The organism is Acinetobacter sp. ANC 4173 (genome assembly GCF_004331255.1).
Taxonomy (GTDB): Bacteria; Pseudomonadota; Gammaproteobacteria; order Pseudomonadales; family Moraxellaceae; genus Acinetobacter.
This window is the reverse complement of the sequence record NZ_SJOF01000002.1, coordinates 161,617-182,390: the sequence shown is the minus strand read 5'-3', so window position 1 is coordinate 182,390 and position 20,774 is coordinate 161,617. Positions and strand designations below refer to the sequence as shown.

General features: G+C 39.3%; 15 protein-coding genes, 1 tRNA gene and 1 pseudogene. 14 read left to right on the top strand and 3 right to left on the bottom strand.

Translation table 11 applies throughout. The features are described 5' to 3' along the window. The first annotated feature begins 216 nt into the window (after window positions 1-216). The 11 genes and pseudogenes from E0H94_RS03265 to E0H94_RS18610 form a co-directional block, all read left to right on the top strand. Window positions 217-1,533, top strand: a complete 1,317-nt coding sequence (locus E0H94_RS03265; RefSeq protein ID WP_131325115.1) for an NAD(P)/FAD-dependent oxidoreductase — start codon at window positions 217-219, stop codon at window positions 1,531-1,533. Between the two features lie 512 nt (window positions 1,534-2,045). Beyond that, the gene (locus tag E0H94_RS03260) at window positions 2,046-3,836 is read left to right on the top strand and encodes an IucA/IucC family protein (protein WP_131325114.1); all 1,791 of its coding nucleotides are present in this window, start codon (window positions 2,046-2,048) and stop codon (window positions 3,834-3,836) included. Continuing rightward, on the top strand, window positions 3,829-5,235 hold the full coding sequence (locus E0H94_RS03255; protein ID WP_131325113.1) for a lysine N(6)-hydroxylase/L-ornithine N(5)-oxygenase family protein: 1,407 nt from the start codon (window positions 3,829-3,831) through the stop codon (window positions 5,233-5,235). The genes E0H94_RS03260 and E0H94_RS03255 overlap by 8 nt, the downstream gene beginning before the upstream one ends. A gap of 14 nt (window positions 5,236-5,249) precedes the next feature. Further along, complete coding sequence (locus E0H94_RS03250; RefSeq protein WP_131325112.1) at window positions 5,250-6,686, top strand: DHA2 family efflux MFS transporter permease subunit; 1,437 nt, start codon at window positions 5,250-5,252, stop codon at window positions 6,684-6,686. Between the two features lie 23 nt (window positions 6,687-6,709). Next, window positions 6,710-8,560 (top strand): IucA/IucC family protein, encoded by a 1,851-nt coding sequence (locus tag E0H94_RS03245; RefSeq protein ID WP_131325111.1) that lies wholly within the window; start codon window positions 6,710-6,712, stop codon window positions 8,558-8,560. A gap of 2 nt (window positions 8,561-8,562) precedes the next feature. Beyond that, a complete protein-coding gene (locus E0H94_RS03240; protein ID WP_131325110.1) occupies window positions 8,563-10,491 on the top strand; it encodes an IucA/IucC family protein in 1,929 nt (642 codons plus the stop codon). 15 nt (window positions 10,492-10,506) lie between these two features. Beyond that, window positions 10,507-11,328, top strand: coding sequence for a (2Fe-2S)-binding protein (locus E0H94_RS03235; protein ID WP_227548536.1), 822 nt, complete (start codon window positions 10,507-10,509; stop codon window positions 11,326-11,328). Further along, a complete protein-coding gene (locus E0H94_RS03230) occupies window positions 11,313-11,930 on the top strand; it encodes an RraA family protein (protein ID WP_131325109.1) in 618 nt (205 codons plus the stop codon). Before E0H94_RS03235 ends, E0H94_RS03230 begins: the two co-directional genes overlap by 16 nt. Before the next feature lie 33 nt (window positions 11,931-11,963). Continuing rightward, window positions 11,964-12,554 (top strand): GNAT family N-acetyltransferase, encoded by a 591-nt coding sequence (locus E0H94_RS03225; RefSeq protein WP_131325108.1) that lies wholly within the window; start codon window positions 11,964-11,966, stop codon window positions 12,552-12,554. Between the two features lie 211 nt (window positions 12,555-12,765). Then, window positions 12,766-14,955 carry a TonB-dependent receptor gene (locus E0H94_RS03220; protein WP_131325107.1) on the top strand — a complete coding sequence of 730 codons (2,190 nt, stop codon included), beginning with the start codon at window positions 12,766-12,768 and terminating at the stop codon, window positions 14,953-14,955. A 428-nt stretch (window positions 14,956-15,383) separates the two neighbouring features. After that, window positions 15,384-15,491 (top strand): annotated as a pseudogene (locus tag E0H94_RS18610) (IS5/IS1182 family transposase); the annotation flags it as partial. 201 nt (window positions 15,492-15,692) lie between these two features. Here the strand turns inward: E0H94_RS18610 and E0H94_RS03215 are convergent. Next, entirely contained in the window at window positions 15,693-16,763 is a 1,071-nt protein-coding gene (locus tag E0H94_RS03215) for an SDR family oxidoreductase (RefSeq protein ID WP_131325106.1), read from the bottom strand. Window positions 16,764-16,856: 93 nt separating this feature from the next. Between E0H94_RS03215 and E0H94_RS03210 the strand changes: the two genes are divergently transcribed. Next, the gene (locus E0H94_RS03210; protein ID WP_131325105.1) at window positions 16,857-17,234 is read left to right on the top strand and encodes a MerR family transcriptional regulator; all 378 of its coding nucleotides are present in this window, start codon (window positions 16,857-16,859) and stop codon (window positions 17,232-17,234) included. A gap of 169 nt (window positions 17,235-17,403) precedes the next feature. Here the strand turns inward: E0H94_RS03210 and E0H94_RS03205 are convergent. Beyond that, window positions 17,404-17,479, bottom strand: a tRNA-Gly gene (locus E0H94_RS03205). A 64-nt stretch (window positions 17,480-17,543) separates the two neighbouring features. Beyond that, the gene (gene cysS, locus E0H94_RS03200) at window positions 17,544-18,965 is read right to left on the bottom strand and encodes a cysteine--tRNA ligase (RefSeq protein ID WP_131325104.1); all 1,422 of its coding nucleotides are present in this window, start codon (window positions 18,963-18,965) and stop codon (window positions 17,544-17,546) included. Between the two features lie 255 nt (window positions 18,966-19,220). Between cysS and E0H94_RS03195 the strand changes: the two genes are divergently transcribed. Next, window positions 19,221-20,198 (top strand): KpsF/GutQ family sugar-phosphate isomerase, encoded by a 978-nt coding sequence (locus E0H94_RS03195; protein WP_131325354.1) that lies wholly within the window; start codon window positions 19,221-19,223, stop codon window positions 20,196-20,198. Between the two features lie 3 nt (window positions 20,199-20,201). Then, window positions 20,202-20,741 carry a KdsC family phosphatase gene (locus E0H94_RS03190; RefSeq protein ID WP_131325103.1) on the top strand — a complete coding sequence of 180 codons (540 nt, stop codon included), beginning with the start codon at window positions 20,202-20,204 and terminating at the stop codon, window positions 20,739-20,741. Window positions 20,742-20,774: the final 33 nt, after the last annotated feature.

The window sequence follows — 20,774 nt, the reverse complement described above, 5'->3', positions numbered from 1 at the left end:
TTAAAGTTATAAAAAGATGGATTTGCGCAATAAAGCTGTTAATTTTAAATAAAATTTCACCATTATTTTTTAAATAAATGTTCACTATCATTTGTTTCTATTTTATTATTTTACGATACATTTTGATACAACTCTAAGCGCAACGGAACGCTAGACAATTATTTGATGATTATGAATCGAACGTTTCCTAACCATCAAACAATTGGAGAAACAACAATGCAACTGGAAAACAAAAATTGTAAGACACGCATCGTGATTGTCGGTGGTGGAGCAGGCGGGCTCGAACTTGCTACGCGTTTAGGGAATCGTTTAGGCAAAAAAAATAAAGCCGAAATTATCTTGGTCGATGCAACTTTAACCCATATTTGGAAACCACTTTTACATGAAGTGGCTTCAGGAACATTGAATTCACATGATGATGAATTGAATTATTTTGCGCATGCCAATAAAAATCATTTTGAGTTCTTTTTGGGAAAAATGATCAATATCGATCGTACCGAAAAAAAGATTCAACTTGCAGAATTAAGTTCTCATCAAGGTGATCAAATTGCGCCATGTCGTTCTATTGCTTACGATATTTTAGTGGTTTCAGTAGGATCGACTTCAAACGACTTTAATACTGAAGGTGCAAAAGCACATTGTGTATGTCTAGATTCTCGTGCACAGGCAGATTATTTACAGAAAGAGTTTTTAAATCTGTATCTCCAAGCACAAGCCAATACCTTAATTGAAGATACGCAACACAGTTTACTCAATATCGCGATCATTGGTGCGGGTGCAACTGGGGTCGAATTGGCAGCGGAATTACATTTTGCAGCACATCAATTTTGTAAATATGGTTTAGACAGTATTCAACCCGATAATGTGTGTATTACCCTAATTGAGGCGGCAGATCGCGTATTACCTGCACTGAACACGAAAATATCAAGTTTAGCTGAAGCAGAATTACTCAACATGGGTATTCATGTAAAAACCAGAAGCCGAGTGCAAAAGATTGATGACACATACATTTATTTTGATGATGGAACACAATTAGCTGCTGACTTAAAGGTTTGGTCTGCGGGAATTAAAGCGCCAGATTTTCTCAATAACATTGCAGAATTAGAAACCAATCGTATTAATCAACTCATCGTCAAATCGACCTTGCAAACGACACGGGATGATTCTATTTTTGCAATGGGGGATTGCGCGAGTTATATACCAAAAGGCAAGGAGCGTCCTTTAGCACCGCGCGCACAAGTCGCCAATCAACAGGCAATTTTTTTGGAAAAAGCCTTAGCGGCTTATATCGCAGGTCAACCGCTTCCAGAATTTGTATTTAAGGATAAAGGCTCACTCGTATCTTTAAGCGACCGTAATAGTGTTGGGCATGTCATGGGCAATATCAATATTGAAGGTTTTGTTGCTCGTTTAATGTATATGTCACTGTACCGATTTCATCAAATTGCATTGCATGGACTATTTAAAACCAGCATTTTGATGTTAAAGGATGTTTTATCTAAGTCGGCTAGACCGCAATTAAAAATGCATTGATATTTCAAAGAGAAATTTAGTCTATTGATATAAATTTTTATAAAGAGCCAGCTCAAATTTGATTTGTTTGTTACTCCGTTATTGGGCTAATGATCAGGTTAAATTTGAGCTTTTTTTACGCAAATTTACTCCCAATTAAAAAATATTGTTCGTGGTTGAGTTAAATAATTTTCATGCTTTATCGCTTCAAGGTTTACATCATAATCTCCAACTTTGATCGCGACTGAATAAACCTTTATTGAAACCCTCACTCAAGCAGTGTCATAAATCGTAGAGGCAATAGGCTTAGCAAGTCTTGTTAAACACAACCCAGCATTCAAGTATTGCACAACATTTTCCATTGTCATCCTCAATTTTGTATTGATAAACACACCTTATTGATGATATCTGAGACAGGATAGACACTGTTGTAAATGATAGTGTAATTAATAGTAATTATCATTTGCATTTTAAATTGATTAGTATATCTTACGCATCACACTATTTTTACTTAATAGATAGAAGTGATAACGATGAAATCAATTACGGATAAGATCGCTTTACAACATTTAATGAATTCATATCTACAAGAAACAGGAAATGGATATTTGATTCCTGTGGCCGAGCAATCACAACATTTACGTGAGCAGGGTCAGGGCAAGGTTTTGGTGTGTATTCCTTTGGATAGCATTGCTGGATATGTTTATGCACCGCTTGAATATATGAGTAAAGTGGGTCGGCATCGTTTGGCTGATTTACCATGGGTTGAGCAAGATGATGAAATTCTAAAAATTAGTGCGGTAAATTTGGCCGCTAATTTATTGGAAAATCTAACCATAAAAGAAAATGAAAAACAGTTAGATACTTCATCTTTACTGGAATGCTGGATTCAAAGCCGTCGAGCATTACAACAGTTTTTAACTCATCGAAAAGATCAAATGGATGACGTCATTGCGTCGAAGCAAAACTTTGTTCAAAGTGAGCAAGCGCTTGTTCTTGGACATAGTATGCATCCTTCACCAAAGAGCCGTCAGGGTTTCGTGCAAGATGATTGGAAGCGTTATTCTCCAGAAACCCAGACTGCTTTTAAAATGCATTTTTTATATGTGCATCCAGATTATGTCATTCATGATAATGCGCATAATTTATCGATTCCAAGTCAATTAAAACAAGATTTAGCGCCATACTTTAATACGTATCATCATGAAAAAATGGCGCAGCACCCTGATTATGTTTTGCTACCTTTGCATCCGTGGCAGGCAAGATATTTAAAAGACAAAGACTGGTATCAGCAGTTGTTACATGAGGGAGCATTGATTGATTTTGGTGCTTTGGGTTGGGATGTTAAGGCGACGACATCAGTGCGGACTTTATATAGTGAGCAAGCGCCTTGGATGTTTAAGGCTTCAATGACTGTGGCTGTGACCAATTCGATTCGTGTAAATCTCTATAAAGAGTGCCATCGTGGTTTATTGAGCTACCAATTATGGAATGATGACTGTCTGTTAGATTTTAGACAGCGTAATCCACGATTACAGACCATCAGTGACCCTGCTTGGATTGCATTAAAAGTGAATGGTCAAGTTCTGGATGAAACCATCTGTATTCTACGGGAAAATCCGTTCAAGCAAAGTGATGATGTAACCTGTATTGCTGCATTGTGCCAAGATCATCCGTTTGAATCTAAAAATCGTTTTAGTCAAATTTTTGCTGATATTTCAAAGCAGACAGGACTGAGTCAAACAGATGTGGCTTTACAGTGGTTTGAGCGCTTTTTAAAAATTACAATTTTACCCCTTATGGAGTTGTACCATGAATTTGGTATGGCATTTGAAGCCCATCAGCAAAATACACTGATTGAACTTGAAGATGGAATGCCAAAAAATGTTTGGTTTAGAGACAATCAGGGTTTTTATTATATTCAAGAGCTAGCCAACGAAATTTTGGCACGTTTTCCGACCTTGGCGACAGATGGTCAGGCAGTTTGCCCGCAGGCTTTAGTGGATGAGCGTTTCCGATATTACTTTATTGGGAATACCTTGTTTGGCTTGATTAATGCAATTGGCATAACAGGTGTGGTTGAAGAACAGCAACTGATTGAAAAATTACAATCTTATTTGATTCAAGCGTATCAAAAATATCCGGAAAGCCAACTGTTAAAGACAGTGTTACATCAAACGACATTCCCTTATAAGGGAAATTTGATGACGCGTTTGTATGAATTGGACGAGCTACAAGCTGATATTTCTCAACAGTCGATTTATGTCAATTTAAAAAACCCACTGTATGTTGCGCAAACTGTAGTGGAGGCTGAACATGCTTGATTTTATCGGTATTGGTTTAGGACCATTTAATTTAAGTTTGGCTGCATTGCTCAATCAACATGCTTCACTGAAATATCAATTTGTGGATAAGCGGCATGCGTTTGACTGGCATTCAGGCATACAGTTGCCGAATGCGATGATGCAAGTTCCCTTCATGGCGGACTTGGTCAGTTTAGTCGAACCGACCAGCCCCTATAGTTTTCTGAATTATTTAAAAGCCCATCAGCGCTTATATAAGTTTTATTTTCGGGAAAATATGTATATTCCACGGCAAGAATATAATCACTATTGCCAGTGGGTGGTCAAACAATTACGTAATTTACAGTTTGCAAGCCGAGTAACAGATATTGCACCGATTTCAGGTGGTTTTCAGGTGATTACTGAGCATAAAGGTCGTTTGTCGGTTCAACAAACCCAAAAGTTAGTCTTAGGCACAGGCACCATACCTAAGTTACCGCAGCCTCTAGAAAGGGTGGCGGAGCAGACACCGCAGTGTATACATTCATCCAATTATATTGATCAGTGCAAGGATCATTTATCTGGAAATGTAGTTCTGATTGGTTCAGGTCAGTCTGCCGCTGAAATATTCATAGATTTATTTGACAAGCAAATACATCCTGAAACGGGTAAATCACAATTTCATTTATATTGGCTGACGCGTTCGGCTGGGTTTTTCCCAATGGAAAATACGCCGCTCGGTTTGGAAAGTTTTAGTCCAGACTATATGTCTTATTTTTATCACTTGCCTAAAAAACTCAAAGATACTTTACCTGTGACACAGGCAAATTTATATAAAGGCATTAGTGCTAAAACCATTCGTGATATTTATGAGCGCTTATATCAGCGTAGCATTGGAGATGCAGAGATACATGTCACGATTGCAGGACATCATCAGCTTGAAAATGCAGAAATAATCAATGAAAGAAATATTCAACTGAAATTTTTTCAAACCCAGAAACAGCAAGTTTTAAACCTTCAGGCCAGCATGGTGATTGCGGCAACGGGTTATCAATATCCTTCGTTGGACTTTTTAACTAAGTTGAGTCGTGATATTCCCTTAGATGGACAAAATCATTGGGAGATCAATGAACATCATCAACTGAACTATCAAGGTGAGGGCAAGATTTATATTCAGAATACTGATTTGCGACATCATGGCGTGGGTACACCTGACCTCGGATTAGGGGCTTTTCGTTCTGCAAAAATTGCCAATCAGATTTTGGGTGAGTCCTATTTCAATATTGAAGGACGACAAAGTTTTCAGGATTTTCACTACCAAGAATCTGAACGTCCATTTATGAAGAGTGCAATATCCAAAACCAATATTCGTACGGATGTGATGTCATCGCAGATTTCAAGAAAAGCTGCGGATCACTATCCTGAATATTTGATGAAGTAGGGCTGGGAATAGGCATGGCTGAAATGTCAAAGTTAGATTCTCACGCAACTTCTGATGCTTTGGTGTCGCAACGTTGCGTCATGCTCTCAGTGATGCTGGGTACAGGTACAGTAAGTATTAATAACAGTAGTTTTAATCCTGCTATTCCGCAACTGATGCAAGATTTCCAAATTGCTGAAGCAACAGTAAGTTGGGTCATGGTAATTTTCCTTTTGACCATGAGTCTAAGTTTGCTGCTGACAGGTTTTCTCAGTCAGCGCTTGGGTAAGCGTCGTGTGTATTTAGCCGCATTAAGTCTTTTTATGTTGAGCTCGGTTTTTGGGGCTTTCGCTTCACAATTTGAGACCGTGTTAACGGTCCGAGCCTTACAAGGATTTGCCAGTGGCTTGATGATTCCTTTGTCATTGGGAATTATTTTTTCAGTTACACCAAAAGAACAGAGGGGTGCAGCAACGGGGCTATGGGGAGCAATGATTATGCTGACCTTAGCCTGTGGTCCAATGTTAGGTGCATTGATGCTCGCTGTGTCCAGTTGGCATGCCTTATTTTTGTTGAATGTGCCATTGGCAATCATTGCTTTAATTGTGGGGTGGTTTTATCTGCCTCGGCAACCCGCCATGCAAAATTTAAAATTTGATTGGCTTGGTTTTGGATTATTGTCAATTTTCATTATTTGCTTCGTGTTGGCCTTAAGTCTCATTCAACAATTGCAGGATGTCTATCAGCCTACGTTCTGGTGGTTATTGGGACTGAGTGGTTTGGCAGGGTTTGGATTTTTTTGGGCTAGCCGAAAAAAGCCAGATGCCATTATTACTTGGTCTTTATTTCAAAGTCGTGAGTTTAATTACAGTTTGATGTTATCGGTTGTGCATACCATCGGCTTATTTTTGAGCTTATTTTTGATTCCTTTACTCATTCAAAATAGTTTGCAGTTAAGTCCACTTTGGTCAGGGCTGTTACTCATGAGTAGTGCCTTAACCACCAGCTTGTGTAGTAAACGTGCTGGTCGCTATTTAGATCAGCATGGGGCAAAACGGCTGTTAAGTGTGGGTATCGTGCTGACCGCAATATCCTTTGTCGGCTTAGGGTTGGCAGCTAATCACTCTATCGTTTTATTAATGCTATGCATGGTGGTGCATGGTTTGGGGTTTGGCTTGTCTTATATGCCTGCGACCACAGCAGGACTGAATCACTTACCCAATCCAGAACTTGTGACACATGGTGCGGCGGTAAATAACTTATTGCGTAGGCTTTGCGCTGCAATTGCAGTCGTGATTGCCGCACTTTATTTGCAAATACACACGCAAAATTTCTTAGAAAGTCATGAATTAGCCATCGTACAAAGGCACGTCATTCAAGAGCTTTTTTTCTTCTGCGCCTGCATAACGCTCTTGGCACTGCCTTTTGCATGGAAGTTTCCACATCAAAAACAGCAACATATACACATTTAAAATTTAATATGAAGGAATCGGTTATGGGTCATTTACATCCCACATTAACGCACAAAAACAATGCCTCTTATGTCGCAACTTTAGCTTGGCAACAACCCGATCAAACTGCAATGAAGAAAGTAGAACAACGTGTCATCAAACAATTGCTTCAGGCTTTAATTTTTGAAGAAGTGATTGATGCAAAATTGGAAAATGACGTATTTATCATCCAAGCATTAGATCAAAATCAAAAAGAAATTCAGTACCGTGCAGCCGGTAAGCACTATCTGAGCTTTGGTTTAGTTCGTTTGGATGAACAAGAGGTGATTCGTCAAGACCATGCAGGACAACAGTCAGTGGCACAATTAAATCAAGTGATTGAGGAAATTGTCCGTGCGATTCCAAATGCAGCTAAATTGGAAGATTTCATTTATGAATTAAAACGAACATTTATTCATGATGTGCAATCACAACACTGCCAGAACCAATTTCAACTTCCTGCGACACAGCACAATTATGATGTTCTAGAAACGTATTTAATGGAGGGTCATCCTTATCATCCTTGTTACAAGTCGCGTGTTGGCTTTAGCTTACAGGACAACCTGAAATATGGGGTGGAATACGCACAGCCGATCCACTTGGTATGGTTAGCCATTCATCATTCCTTGCTCTCAGAAAATGCCTCGAAGTCTATTCATGCGGAACAGTTTTTACAGCAACAATTGACTGAGCAAGATCAAGCGCTGTTTTCTCAAACTTTGAAAGCTCAGGATTTAAATACCAGCGAATATACCTGGCTACCCGTACATCCTTGGCAGTGGGAAAATACGCTGGTTCATACATTCTTTGAAGAAATTGCGAAACAAAAAATTGTCTATTTAGGTCACGGCAGTGATGCGTACATTGCGCAACAGTCCTTAAGAACGTTGACCAATTTACAGCATCCAGAAAAGCCCTACATTAAACTTGCAATGAGTTTAACCAATACTTCCAGTTCACGAATTTTAGCGGCACATGCTGCAATGAATGGTCCGTTAATTACGGATTGGTTACAGCGTTTAATTGAAAATAGTGAACTGGCAAAGTCTTTAGATTTTGCAATTTTAAGAGAAGTGCATGCCACTGCGGTTGATTTTAGCAAATTACCTGCATCACACGCCAAACAAGCCTATGGCACGATTGGGAGTTTGTGGCGTGAAAGTGTTCACGCTTACTTAAAGCCAGAAGAAGATGCGATTCCGCTTAATGGCGTCAGTCATGTTCAACGTGATGGGCAGTTGCTGATTCAACCATGGCTAGAAAAATATGGTACGGAAGCATGGCTGACACAATTCCTCTCTGTGGTGATTCAACCGATTTTATTTCTATTACATGCAGAAGGTATTGGCTCGGAATCGCATGGTCAAAATATTATTTTAGTGCATAAAAATGGCTGGCCTACGCGCATTATTTTAAAAGATTTTCATGATGGTGTTCGCTTTAGTCCAGAACATTTAACCCATCCTCATGAATACCCTCAATTACATGCCTTACCCGCAGAACATGCAAAAGCCAATCGCATGTCATTTATTTTGACCGATGATTTAAATGCCGTACGAGATTTTAGTTGTGCCTGTTTATTTTTCGTTGCTCTAAGCGATATTGCGATGACATTACAGCAGAAAATCAATTTTCCTGAACAACAATTTTGGCAAATTGCGGCCAACATTATTCATCATTTCCAACAACAAAATCCTGAACATCAAAATAGATATGAAAAATTTGATGTGTTTGCTGCGCAGTTCTGCATTGAATCTTTAACCAAAAGACGTTTATTTGGAGATGGCGAGGTACAACTTCGTCTGGTGAACAATCCACTTTATCAGTTCCGCAAACCAACTGCTCAAGAGGGTTAAAGATGAATACGATGTTGTTTTCACCAACCGTAACGACCCAAATGATTTTGGTGGATTTGGTGAATAGTTTTTTGGTGGAAGGTTATATTCCAGAACATGTCATTTTTACTAAGACACAAGCATTGGCACTGTTAAAAGATCGTTTTGAGCAGAATTTCAATGCTTTGTTCGAGACGTATCTAGATCAAACCTCTTTCGCACTTTTATTTCACGCCGATTTTTCGGAATTTATGGTTCTCCCGTTACAGCAGGCAATTCAACAGGATTGGGTCATTCAACCGCATATGCCTGCTTACCAAGTATGGATTCAAGCAGATCAGAATTATCAATTACGCGCATTAAGCGCATTAGATTTTTTTGATGTGATGCAGCGTTTTGGCTACTTTTCTCATTGTGAAACTGCAAAATTAGAGACATTTAGAGATGATCTGCAACTGAGCATGATGCAAAGTCAGCTCACTGCACATCATCAGATTCGTACCAAAACGTGGGGTTTAGATTGTCCTGCCGAATTGTTTATTCAACTTGAACAATATGCAGGACTCAGGGATCGTCCATATCACCCGCTGGCCAAATTAAAAGATGGTTTTTCGGCAGAGGAGTATCTGCAATTTAGCCCAGAGTTTTCCCAGCCTGTTCCTGTGCGTTGGGTCGCAGTTAAAAAAGCAAAACTGGTCTATGGTCAGGCGGTCACGCAGATTGAAACTCAGCAACCCGCTAAAATTTTTTTAGATCATGAGCAATATGCTGCCTTAGAGCAGGAATTAAATCAAAAAGAAATCGGCGATGAGTTTCTGGTTTTACCGATGCATATTTGGCAGTTTAAGCATATTTTGTCGGAAAAATTTGCTCAAGAATTGCTAGATGGCGTGATGATTCCATTGGAATTTCAATCTACCGAAATGTATGCGAGTTCGTCTTTAAGAAGTTTATTATCAGTCTTAAAACCACAGGACAGTCTAAAGCTGCCTTTGGCCGTGAAGTCTTTGGGGTCACTGCGTTTTTTGCCGATTGTGAAAATGATCAATGGGCAAAAAAACCAAAGGCTGTTGCAAGATGCGAAGAAACTGGATGAGGTTTTAAACACGCGTTTGTTGTTGTGTGATGAAAATCAGTGGTGGGCATATTTACCCCATCAGCCTGAAAATTTAACTCCAGATAATTTGACCTTATTTGATGAGCAGCCCATGCATTTAGCGGTACAACGGCGCCGTATTCCTGCTGAACTCTTACAACAGCCTTACCAAATTATTCCGATGGCCAGTTTAGGACAATGTTTAGCGGGAGAAATATATCCATTTGAGTTTATTTTAAAGGCGCAAAAGCTTCAGTCGACTAAAGAAAATATCGTTGCGACTTTCAAGACGTTGTGTCGAGATTTTTTTGACGTGAATTTAAGACTCTTTCGTCTGGGTTTAATGGGGGAAATTCATGGTCAGAATATTTGTATTGTTCTCAAACAGGGTCAGTTTGCTGGGTTTATGTTGCGTGATCATGACTCATTACGCATTTATTTACCTTGGCTACAACAACAGGGGCTGGAAGATCCGCAGTATTTAAGCCCACATGATTTCAGAATCACGCTTTATCATGATTCGATAGAAGATCTTATTTTGTACCTACAGACCTTAGGGATACAGGTGAATTTAGCCAGCATATTGGAGTCAGTTGCTGAATATTATCAGCTCAATGCATTCGAGTTATGGCAGATTTTGGCTCAAGCGTTGCAGGAGGCTCTAAATACTGTGCCATTTAGTGATGAAGCCCGTTCAGCCTTACAGCATATTTTATTTGAAAAAGAGCACTGGCCATATAAACAGCTTATTCGCCCTTTACTCGAGCAAGATAATCGAACTGGAAGCATGCCTAGCCGTATGGGTCAAACCTGTAATTTCTTCAAGAAGTTGCAGAATTCTGAAAAGAATGATTGAACAGGTCAGTATAACGTGCGTTCCCATATCTCTGTCGTGAATGTTGTCTCAGAGCTTGAATTTGAATCATTGGGTCTTTCTCAAGCCAAGCATATTTTGGCTGAAAGACTCAATATTCAAATCAATTTGTATATGCACGATGCATGTAGTTTTGCCGATCTATTAGATCCTGAGCAGTGTTTAATGGTGCTCACTGAATTTTCAACTCGTATACAGGCCGTTAACTTAACCTGTTCAGGTTCAATGTTTATGAAATATTGGGCAGTTCCACTGTTGTTCCCTTATTTATACGCATTATTAACGGATGAGGTGAGTTTGCCTTGGGAATTGTCTGCGCTTTCAGTGCAAATAACATCGACATGGTATTGGGACCGTCATTTAAATATTAAACCCACTTTTTTAAAAAGGGATACGTGGTGGACACAACAGCAAACTTATAAAGCAACCATGCTGAGGATTTTTGATGATTTAAGTCAAGTATTTGAGGTCATCAGTCAAGTTGCAAAGGTGCAGAAGTTTTTGCTTTGGGAAAACACAGCGCTCAGAATTTTACAGTTCTATGACCTGATGCAGAAACAAAATGCATCCCAACAGACTTTGACAAAAATTTTGCAGCAACGCCAATTTTTATCAGATTTACCGGCTGAATCTTTTGGCTTAAAACAAAATCCATTTCTTTTGTTAGAACAAAAGCGAAAGTTAAACAGTGGAACTTACTTAAGGAAAAAGTGCTGTTTTTATTTTCAACTTCCTGAATCCAAACGTGAATATTGCAGCAGTTGCCCTTTAGCTAAAAAGGATCAAGAAAGAGATCAAAGTCCATGTCAGATCAATTAAATCGTTTATTTACACAGTATGCCAATATTGCTAGCTCAACCATTGGGCATGTTTTAGATACGGGTTATTTACCTGAAATTTATGCAGTTAATTCAGTTCAACATGTTGTAGGGCGGGTGAGAACGGTCACTTTAAACTCCATAAATGCCATGCTGCTACGCAATGCACTGTTAGAAAGCAAAGCAGGTGACGTATTGGTGATTGATGCGCGGAAACTGGGTTACCGTGCTTGTTGGGGGGAACAACGTCATCGTGCAGCGATTTACCATGAATTGGCCGCCATCATTGTTCTTGGTGCGGTCACTGATATTTGTGCTTTACGTGCCATGAAAGTTCCCGTATTTGCTCAAGCGGTGAGTTGTTTAACAACCCGAGCAGAAGGAGAAAGTCTGGTCGACTTTGATCAGGATATTCAATATCTTGATTCAATGATTTCTACAGGCGATTTAATCGTGGCCGATGCAGATGGCGTTTTCATTTTAAAGCCTGAGGTGGCTGCATTCTATTCAGAAAAATTCCAACATATGGAACTTTTGGAACAACAAAAAAGAGATCAGTTTTTTAGCCAGCATCCAACTGAACAGTATTATCACAGCATTTAAATATCGGTCTAAGACAAAAAAGAAAGGACTTCCATGCAAACATTATCCTCAAGTCTTCCTCATTATTTTTCTTATGCAGAAAAAGGGATTTCCTATGCGCTGCGCGCAGTGGTTTTACCTGAAGATTTTCCATTGCTTTATAAATGGATGCATACACCTCACGTCATACCGCAGTGGCAACTGAACAAACCCGAACTAGAGCTGGCTGTCTATTTTGAGAAGATGCTGATTGATGACCATCAACGTTTGTATATTATTCAAATTGAAGGGCAGGATGTGGGCTATTTAGAAATTTATGAGGCTCAACGGGATCGGTTATCCTTATATTATCCTGCATTAGAGCATGATTTGGGCTGGCATATTTTATTGGGCGAAGAAAGTGTGGTGGGAAAAGGGCATTTTAAAGCTGTAATGCGCATGATGAGTTATTTTATTTTTGAGCATTCTCCAGCAGAGAAAATTGTAGGGGAGCCTGATGAGAGTGTGAAATCTTATGAATATGTCGCCCATGAGATTGCTTTTGAAGCCCAGAAAAAGATTCATATGTTAGAAAAAACAGCCATTTTATATCATTGTTTTAGAGACAAATTTTATGAAAGGTGTGGAGCATTAGCTCGTTCATAGAAAAAAATAATAGGAATTTTAGAAATGTCTTCCATTAGGGAGACATTGTTTCGCTTATATTTTAAACAAAACTTAGTCCTACAACTCTATTGATAAATAATAGCTGATTAAAATCCATCACAAATAAAAAATTGAAATAAAAGTTTTTACAATCGTAATAATAATGATTACTATTTGCACCAATATTAATACTTACTATTTGGAAATAAAAATGCGCTTGTCACACTTTAGTCTTTGCTTGCTTACAACAGCAATTTGCACCCAACTTTATGCAAATGATTCCGTTGCGATAGGGGCTGAAACACAAAATGTCGAAGCGAAGCTTCCCACTTTGGTGATGACGGCAACACGAACACCAAAAAGTATTGCAGAAATTGCGGGGACGGTTCAAACCATTTCAGCAGATGAAATTGCACAGCAGGCAGGTACAGGTCGTAAAGTTGCTGATATTTTAGCGCAACTGGTACCTTCGCTTGCGCCAAGCAGCGGAACCAGCAGTAACTATGGTCAGACCATGCGTGGCCGTAATGTATTGGTGATGATTGATGGGGTATCACAAACAGGATCACGTGATGTCGCGCGTCAACTGAACAGTATTAGCCCGAATATGATTGATCATATTGAAGTGGTTTCGGGCGCAACCAGCATTTACGGTTCTGGCGCAACAGGTGGGATTATTAACATTATTACTAAACGCGCGGACAAATCTGAACCTGTCAGTTTTCAGACCAAATTGGGTGTAACCAGCGCCGATAATTTCCGCAGTGATAGTCTGGCTTATCAAGTTGGGCAGACGGCTTCTTTTGCCCATGACAAAGTAGATGGTTTTCTGGGCGTAGACTATACCAGCCGTGGTTCACAGTTCGATGGCAATGGAGATCGTATTTCATTAAGCCCGTGGCAGGGCAGCACGATGGATACCGATACTATTGATGTAAATGGACGACTGAATTTTAAGCTGACGGATAGCCAAAGTTTAAGTTTTGGTGCGCAATATTATAAAGATGAACAAGATACCGAATATGGTCCCGATTATTCTTATCTATTGACAAATACTGAACCTTCTTTAAAAGCGATTAAAGGATGGAGCTTAGACAAACAGCCATTCACAGAACGCTATGCTTTTAATACCCAATATCAAAATCAGGATTTTTTAGGGCAGATTCTGAATGTAGAAGCCTACTATCGAAATGAAAAATCTAGATTTGTCCCTTATGGCTACTCGAAAGATGGCGTAAGTGTTAAACAAAGTCAGTCCAATGTGGACTATGCGGGGATTCGATCGACCTTACAATCCGATTTGAAAGTGGCAGATCGTGAGTTAAAACTAACTTATGGTTTGGACTATGACTGGGAAAAAGATCATCAGTGGGCTGACTTTTATCTGCCTAGCAACACAGGTTTGGTTTATACCCCAACAGGCGAAACACAAGGTTCAGGACCAGATACTCAAATTCAGAATATCGGGACTTTTTTACAAGGAGATTATGCTTTAACTGATCGCCTCAATATTCAGGCAGGTGTACGTTATCAATATGTTCAGGCGGATACCGACAGTTATTTAACAGCACGTAAGCCTTATACCTTAATGGCAGCAGATTCGACTGATTCAGATAAATTCTTGTTCAACTTAGGCACTGTTTACAAACTTACAGATGCACAACAACTTTATGCCAACTTCTCTCAAGGCTATAGCTATCCAGATGTACAACGCGTTTTACGTGATGTCGCGGCATATACCTTAACGACTTCGGGTATTGAGCCAATTACGGTAAATAGCTATGAATTGGGTTGGCGTTTAAACCAAGATTCAGGTCTAAATTTAGGTTTAACAGGCTTTTACAATACCTCGGATAAAGTTGTTCAATTTAACTCAGACCGATCCGTCAATATAGTAGATACCGATCAACGCATTTATGGTGCAGAAGCCACTGTGAGTTATCCATTTATGGACAACTATAAAGTGGGGGGCACTTTGGGTTATACACGTGGCCAGTACAAAGATGCTGCGGATAATTGGCACGAGTTAAATGCCTTTGCTGTTTCGCCTATGAAAGGCACTTTATTTGCGGAATGGAGCAATGCCGATGGCTATGGTGTACGCGCTCAAATGTTAGCCATTAAAGGGACAGACAAAGCTTATAAAGATGACCTTGAGTTAAAAGCTGCGGGAATCACGGATAGTAACAGTGCAGCAGAGATTAAAGGTTATACCACTATGGATGTGTTGGCGCATTTCCCTATGGCAAAAGGTCGTGTCGATTTTGGGGTTTATAATGTATGGGGTAAGCAATATAAAACCGTATTTGCTCAACAAGCTGCGGTGACAAATGCCAATTCACTTCTGGCAATTCCTGCGGAAGGTCGTACTTTTGCCTTGAGTTATACCATTAATTATTAAGTTCCTTATTAATTATGTTGATGAAAGTATCCTTAATTAAGGTTGAGGATACTTTCTACAAAAATTAACTAAATTGATATTTAAATCAATGGTATATGGTTGACGATATTAAATCTCTTTTATAAATCAAAAAATGAGTTTTTGGTTAATCTTTGCACTCCATGTTTTTATTGTTCGTGCATAATCTACGGATAAAATATATCGGTTTATAAAAGTTCTCTGATTCGCACTCCAAACGCTACACTTGCATCTCAAAGTCAACCTTTTCCATGCAGGGCTTTTATCCTTGCAGATAAAGGTTATCAATAGATTCATCAGGTGTATGCGAATAGTTTATTACCTTTAAAAGCCAAAAGACGGTGTAAATTAGATTCCGCGCTAAAATTAGCAAAAGAAGCATAGGCATTGCACATCTATTCAGTTGCTTTAAAACCTTCAAAATTCTTGCAGAGCATTATCGAAACCGAGGTAAAAGATCCAGTTTAAGGCTCAATCTAATCGCTGGAATTTACAATTTAAAACTGAGTGAAAAATGACTTATGAAAGAGGTCTATTCATTTCTTCTCAGATGTTGATCATGAATGAGTAGGGCAAATGGTCGACATGGTACCAATGGATATTTAGCTGATTATTACCGTGCATTTTATTTTAAGAATGCACGGTGGATTAGATTTTTATACAGGTTATGCCACAGTTAAAAGATAGCGAGTGTTTAATGTTAAACGATAACATGCATTTCAGTGAGTAACCCATTCCACAGTCTTTTGCATGGTTTTTTTCAGCTCTGTTGGGGGGATTTTCCATTGTTGATTTAGCCGATTGAATGCTCCCAGATCAAGCTGCTCTGTTCTGATAAAATTGAGCATTTCTGGGGACATATCTAGCTTGTTTGCTAACCATCGCCATTTTAAAAGCCATTTTAGAAAAGAGATAGAAATAAAATGGCGCGGAGGATTAATCTGTAACGATTGACCAATGATTTTGACTAGCGTCTGAAATGATATTTGCTGAGGATTGGCGACTAGAATTTCTTGTTTAAGTGTGAGAGGGTCTTTACTTGCATGTACCAGAGCATTCACTAACATGGTGACCGATACCAAAGGGAGTGAATGCTGTGATGTGCCAGGAAGGGCATTCATTTTTTTCTGTTGAAGCTGCTGAATTAGAGCAGTAATGGGTTGAGATGCTGGAATTTCACCGGTTATTTCATCACCAATCACGGTGGCTGGGTGGATGATTGTCCATGGTATATTTAATCGGTCTGCTTGTTTAATCCAGTTAAAATGCCCTTCAATCTTTGAGGCTTCATAAGCGCCTAATGTGTCATAGATTTTGGACCAGTCAGTTTGTTCGATATGATCTCGGTATATGCCTGCTGCCTGTAAATGCTGATCTAGCGTCAACATATAGCCCGACAAGTGTACCGCACGTTGCAAATGACAATGCTTATTCACACTGTGTAGCAGATTGGTCAGTCCATCGACATTGACAGCTTGAGCCTGCTGCATAGACAGATGCCATTTGAATAATGCACTCGTATTGTATAGGTAATTCACTTCTTTCAACATTTTCCAATCTTCAGGCGATAACCCTAAATCGGGCTGAGTAATATCGCCCTGAATAAAACGCAGCTGTTGATGATTGATGTTTTGCTGTGTCAGCCAACGACGCAATTGAGGTTCTTGTTCATCGATATTGCGGCAGATAGCAAATACTCTTGTATTATCGCGAAGTAATTGTGCGATAAGGAATTTTCCGATAAATCCGGTTGCACCGACCACAAGTGCAGTTTGAGATGGCGTAAGCATAAAATTAAACTCGTTTAATTGTTATTGCTTAAGCTAAACTGTGGAGTATAGTCAATGGTCAAGAATTTTTAAAAATATAAAAGGAAGTTTTATATGTTAATCGGAGAGCTATCACAACAGATGAATCTAAGTCGCGATACGATTCGTTTCTATGAAAAGATGGCATTGATTCAGCCTTTGGTACGCAATAATGGCTACAAGGATTATCCTGAACAGACACTACAACAATTAAAACTAATCCTGACCGCTAAAAACCTTGGTTTTACACTTGCTGAAATAAAACAAATTATTAATATTGTGGGGGAAAATGAGATTCCCGCTGAGCAATTTCAGCTAATTTTGCAAGAAAAATTAGCGATGATTCAGGAGAAGATAATGCAATTGCAACATATGCAAAACATGCTTGAAAATTTGCTGGGTGGTAAACCTTGTCCGTTGAGAAAAGGGTGCGATGTCAATGGGATTGAATAGTGCTTAAAAACGTTTAATTTGAAATGGTCATTTGATTTGGGCGTTGTGCGTTACAACTATTCGTACTTTGTGATGTTATATTTAAAGTTTAAGACATTTTTATAAAAATAAGCTTATACACAATCAATAGAAAAAGGCGCTTATCTTTTGATAAGCGCCTTTTAAATTTTGGAGCGGGAAACGAGACTCGAACTCGCGACCCCAACCTTGGCAAGGTTGTGCTCTACCAACTGAGCTATTCCCGCAATATGGATGTGCATTATAGAGAGTTTAATTTGACTGTCAACTCTCTATAATGCAATTGCTGAATTAATCAGCACGTCGCCAAACCGTACCTTGGCGTGTATCTTCTAAAACCACACCCTGATCCAATAGTGATTGACGAATGCTATCGGCTTTTGCGAAGTCCTTAGCTTTCTTTGCATCTTGACGTTGTTGAATAAGGTCTTCAATGTCCGCTTCAGATAAACCCAGAACTTCTTGTCCAATATCAGATTTTAAAAAGTCTTCAACATCATGCTGTACGATGCCAAGAATATTGGTCAAATGGCGTAAAGTGGAATAGTAAACAGCAGCTTGTTCAGCATTTTCTTCTTTAACCGAACGATTGAGCTCTTTGTTAATTTCAAACAACACAGCAATTGCTTCGGCGGTATTAAAGTCATCACGCATTGCAGCATTAAAACGTTCAACTAGGTTGTCATCTAAGTGTTCAACCACATTGGTGCCATAGACTTGTTGATAGGCTTTAAATGAATGATAGAAGCGGCTTAATGTAGTTTTGGCTTCTTTTAACGCAACATCCGAGAAGTTCACTGGGCTACGATAATGTGAAGACACAATAAAGTAACGAATCACTTCAGGATGGAATTTGTCCATTACATCGCGAATGGTAAAGAAATTGCCTAATGATTTAGACATTTTTTCGCCATCAACATTAATAAAGCCCACATGCATCCAATAATTCACATATTGTTCATCTGTAGATGCTTCACTTTGGGCAATTTCATTTTCATGATGTGGGAACATGAGGTCTGAACCACCACCATGAATGTCAAAATGGTTGCCTAGGCAGCAGGTCGACATCGCAGAACATTCAATATGCCAACCTGGACGGCCATTGCCCCAAGGCGAAGCCCAAGCAGGCTCATTTTCTTTGGCATGTTTCCAAAGTACGAAGTCAAAAGGATGTTTTTTCTCAACTTCCACATCAACACGGTCCGATGCACCTGCTTGCATATCTTCCAGTTTACGACCTGAAAGGCGACCATATTTGGCAAATTTTTCTACTTGGAAATATACATCGCCATTGTTTGCAGGGTAGGCAGTACCTTTGTCGACCAAATTGCCAATCATGCTTTGCATTTGGTCAATATATTCTGTCGCGCGTGGTGCTTCATCAGGGTGTAAGCAGCCTAAATTTTCCGCATCTTCATTCATGGCTTGAATAAAGCGATCGGTGAGTGCAGTAATCGTTTCGCCATTTTCATTGGCGCGTTTAATAATTTTGTCATCAATATCCGTAATGTTACGAACGTATTTGACGTTCCAGCCCTGACTACGTAAAAAACGAATAATATAGTCGAATGCAACCATCACACGTGCGTGTCCGATATGACAGTAGTCGTACACGGTCATGCCGCAGACATACATATCGATATGACCTTCTTTACGTGGTACAAATTCTACTTTTTTACGTTGCTCTGAATTGTAAAGAACAAAAGGCTGCATAGGGCTTACATATTGCGATAACAAAAAGATTTCTCATGATAACGTAAGGTCCATGATTCACAAAGTTTTATACGTTATTTTTATAAGCAAGTGAAAAGTTATACATTTAGAAACGTTGCATTTGCATAGATATGATAAAATTGCGAAAATTATTTTTTACTTGAGACTGGGGTTGATCATTATTTAAATAATGATGAATTGCCCTGAAATCAACTCTTATCGAGTTTAAGGTTGCCAACGTTGAATTTACAAGCCATGCCGAATCCAATCGATTTTCAGAAAGCCGCACTAGAAACTTTGCGCATTGAAGAACAAGCTTTAGGTGTATTAGCAACGCAAATAGATGAGCGTTTCAGTTATGCCTGCGAAATTATCTTGCAGTGCAAAGGGCGCTTAGTGGTAACAGGCATGGGTAAATCAGGGCATATTGGTCGTAAAATGGCGGCTACATTTGCTTCTACAGGCACACCTTCATTCTTCATGCATCCTGGCGAAGCAGGACATGGCGATTTAGGCATGTTAGTTCGTGGTGATGTACTCATTGCAATTTCAAACTCGGGTAAGAGTGATGAAATTATGATGTTGATGCCGTTAATTAAGCACTTGGAAGTCCCTTTAATTACCATCAGTGCTGATGATACAGGCCCAATGCCACAAAATGCCGATGTCGCCCTTACTTTAGGCAATATTCAAGAGGCTTGCCCATTAGGTCTTGCTCCAACCTCAAGTACCACTGCGACATTGGCTTTGGGTGATGCATTGGCAGTGGCTTTATTAGATGCACGTGGTTTTACTGCGGATGATTTTGCACGTTCGCACCCCGCTGGAGCTTTAGGTAAGCGTTTGTTATTACATGTAAAAAACCTAATGCATACTGGTGCAGACCTGCCGAAAGTTGCACCTGAAACCCCAATGAATAAAGTTCTGTATGAAATTTCAAATAAGCGTTTGGGTTTAACCACGGTTGTAGATAGCGAAGATCGTTTATTGGGAATTTTCACCGATGGTGATTTGCGCCGTTTAATCGATAAGCAGCAAGGTTTTGATGTGAACTTGCCAGTTTCAGAAGTGATGATTCAAAACCCTGCAACCATTTCTCAAGAAGCACGTGCGGTAAAGGCTTTAGAAAAATTACGTGACAAAAAAATCAATCAATTTGTAGTTGTTGATGATGCCAATAAAGTCATTGGTGTGATTAGCATGCATGACTTAATTCAAGCAGGGGTAAATTAATCCATGGCATCTTATGTTTTATTAGAACAAGCACGTCATATTCAAGCGCTCGTATTAGATGTCGATGGTATTTTAAGTGATGGTTTTGTGACATTAACCAATACAGGGGATGAAATTAAATCCTTTGATATTCGTGATGGTTTAGGCATGAAGCTGGTGCAAAAATCAGGTATTAAAGTCATTATTATTACAGGTCGTAAAAGTAATATTGTTGAAAAACGCATGTCAGATTTAGGCGTCGACTTGGTTTTTCAAGGGCGTGAAGATAAAGGCGTAGCTTTGCGTGAAGCGTGTGCTCAGCTTAATCTTTCACCAGATGATTGTTTATATATGGGTGATGACTGGCCTGATCTTTCAGCCTTTGCTATCGCAGGGATGAAAGTGACGGTGCCGAATGGTCATGTTGAAGTACGTCGTCGTGCTGATTTAGTCACACAAGCGATGGGTGGTCGTGGTGCAGTACGTGAAGTTTGCGACATGCTGCTGATGGCGAAAGGGACTTACCAAGAGCTACTTGAAAAATTTATTACAATCCCGCATTAATGCTTATATACGTACATAATTGTTTTTAGTGAA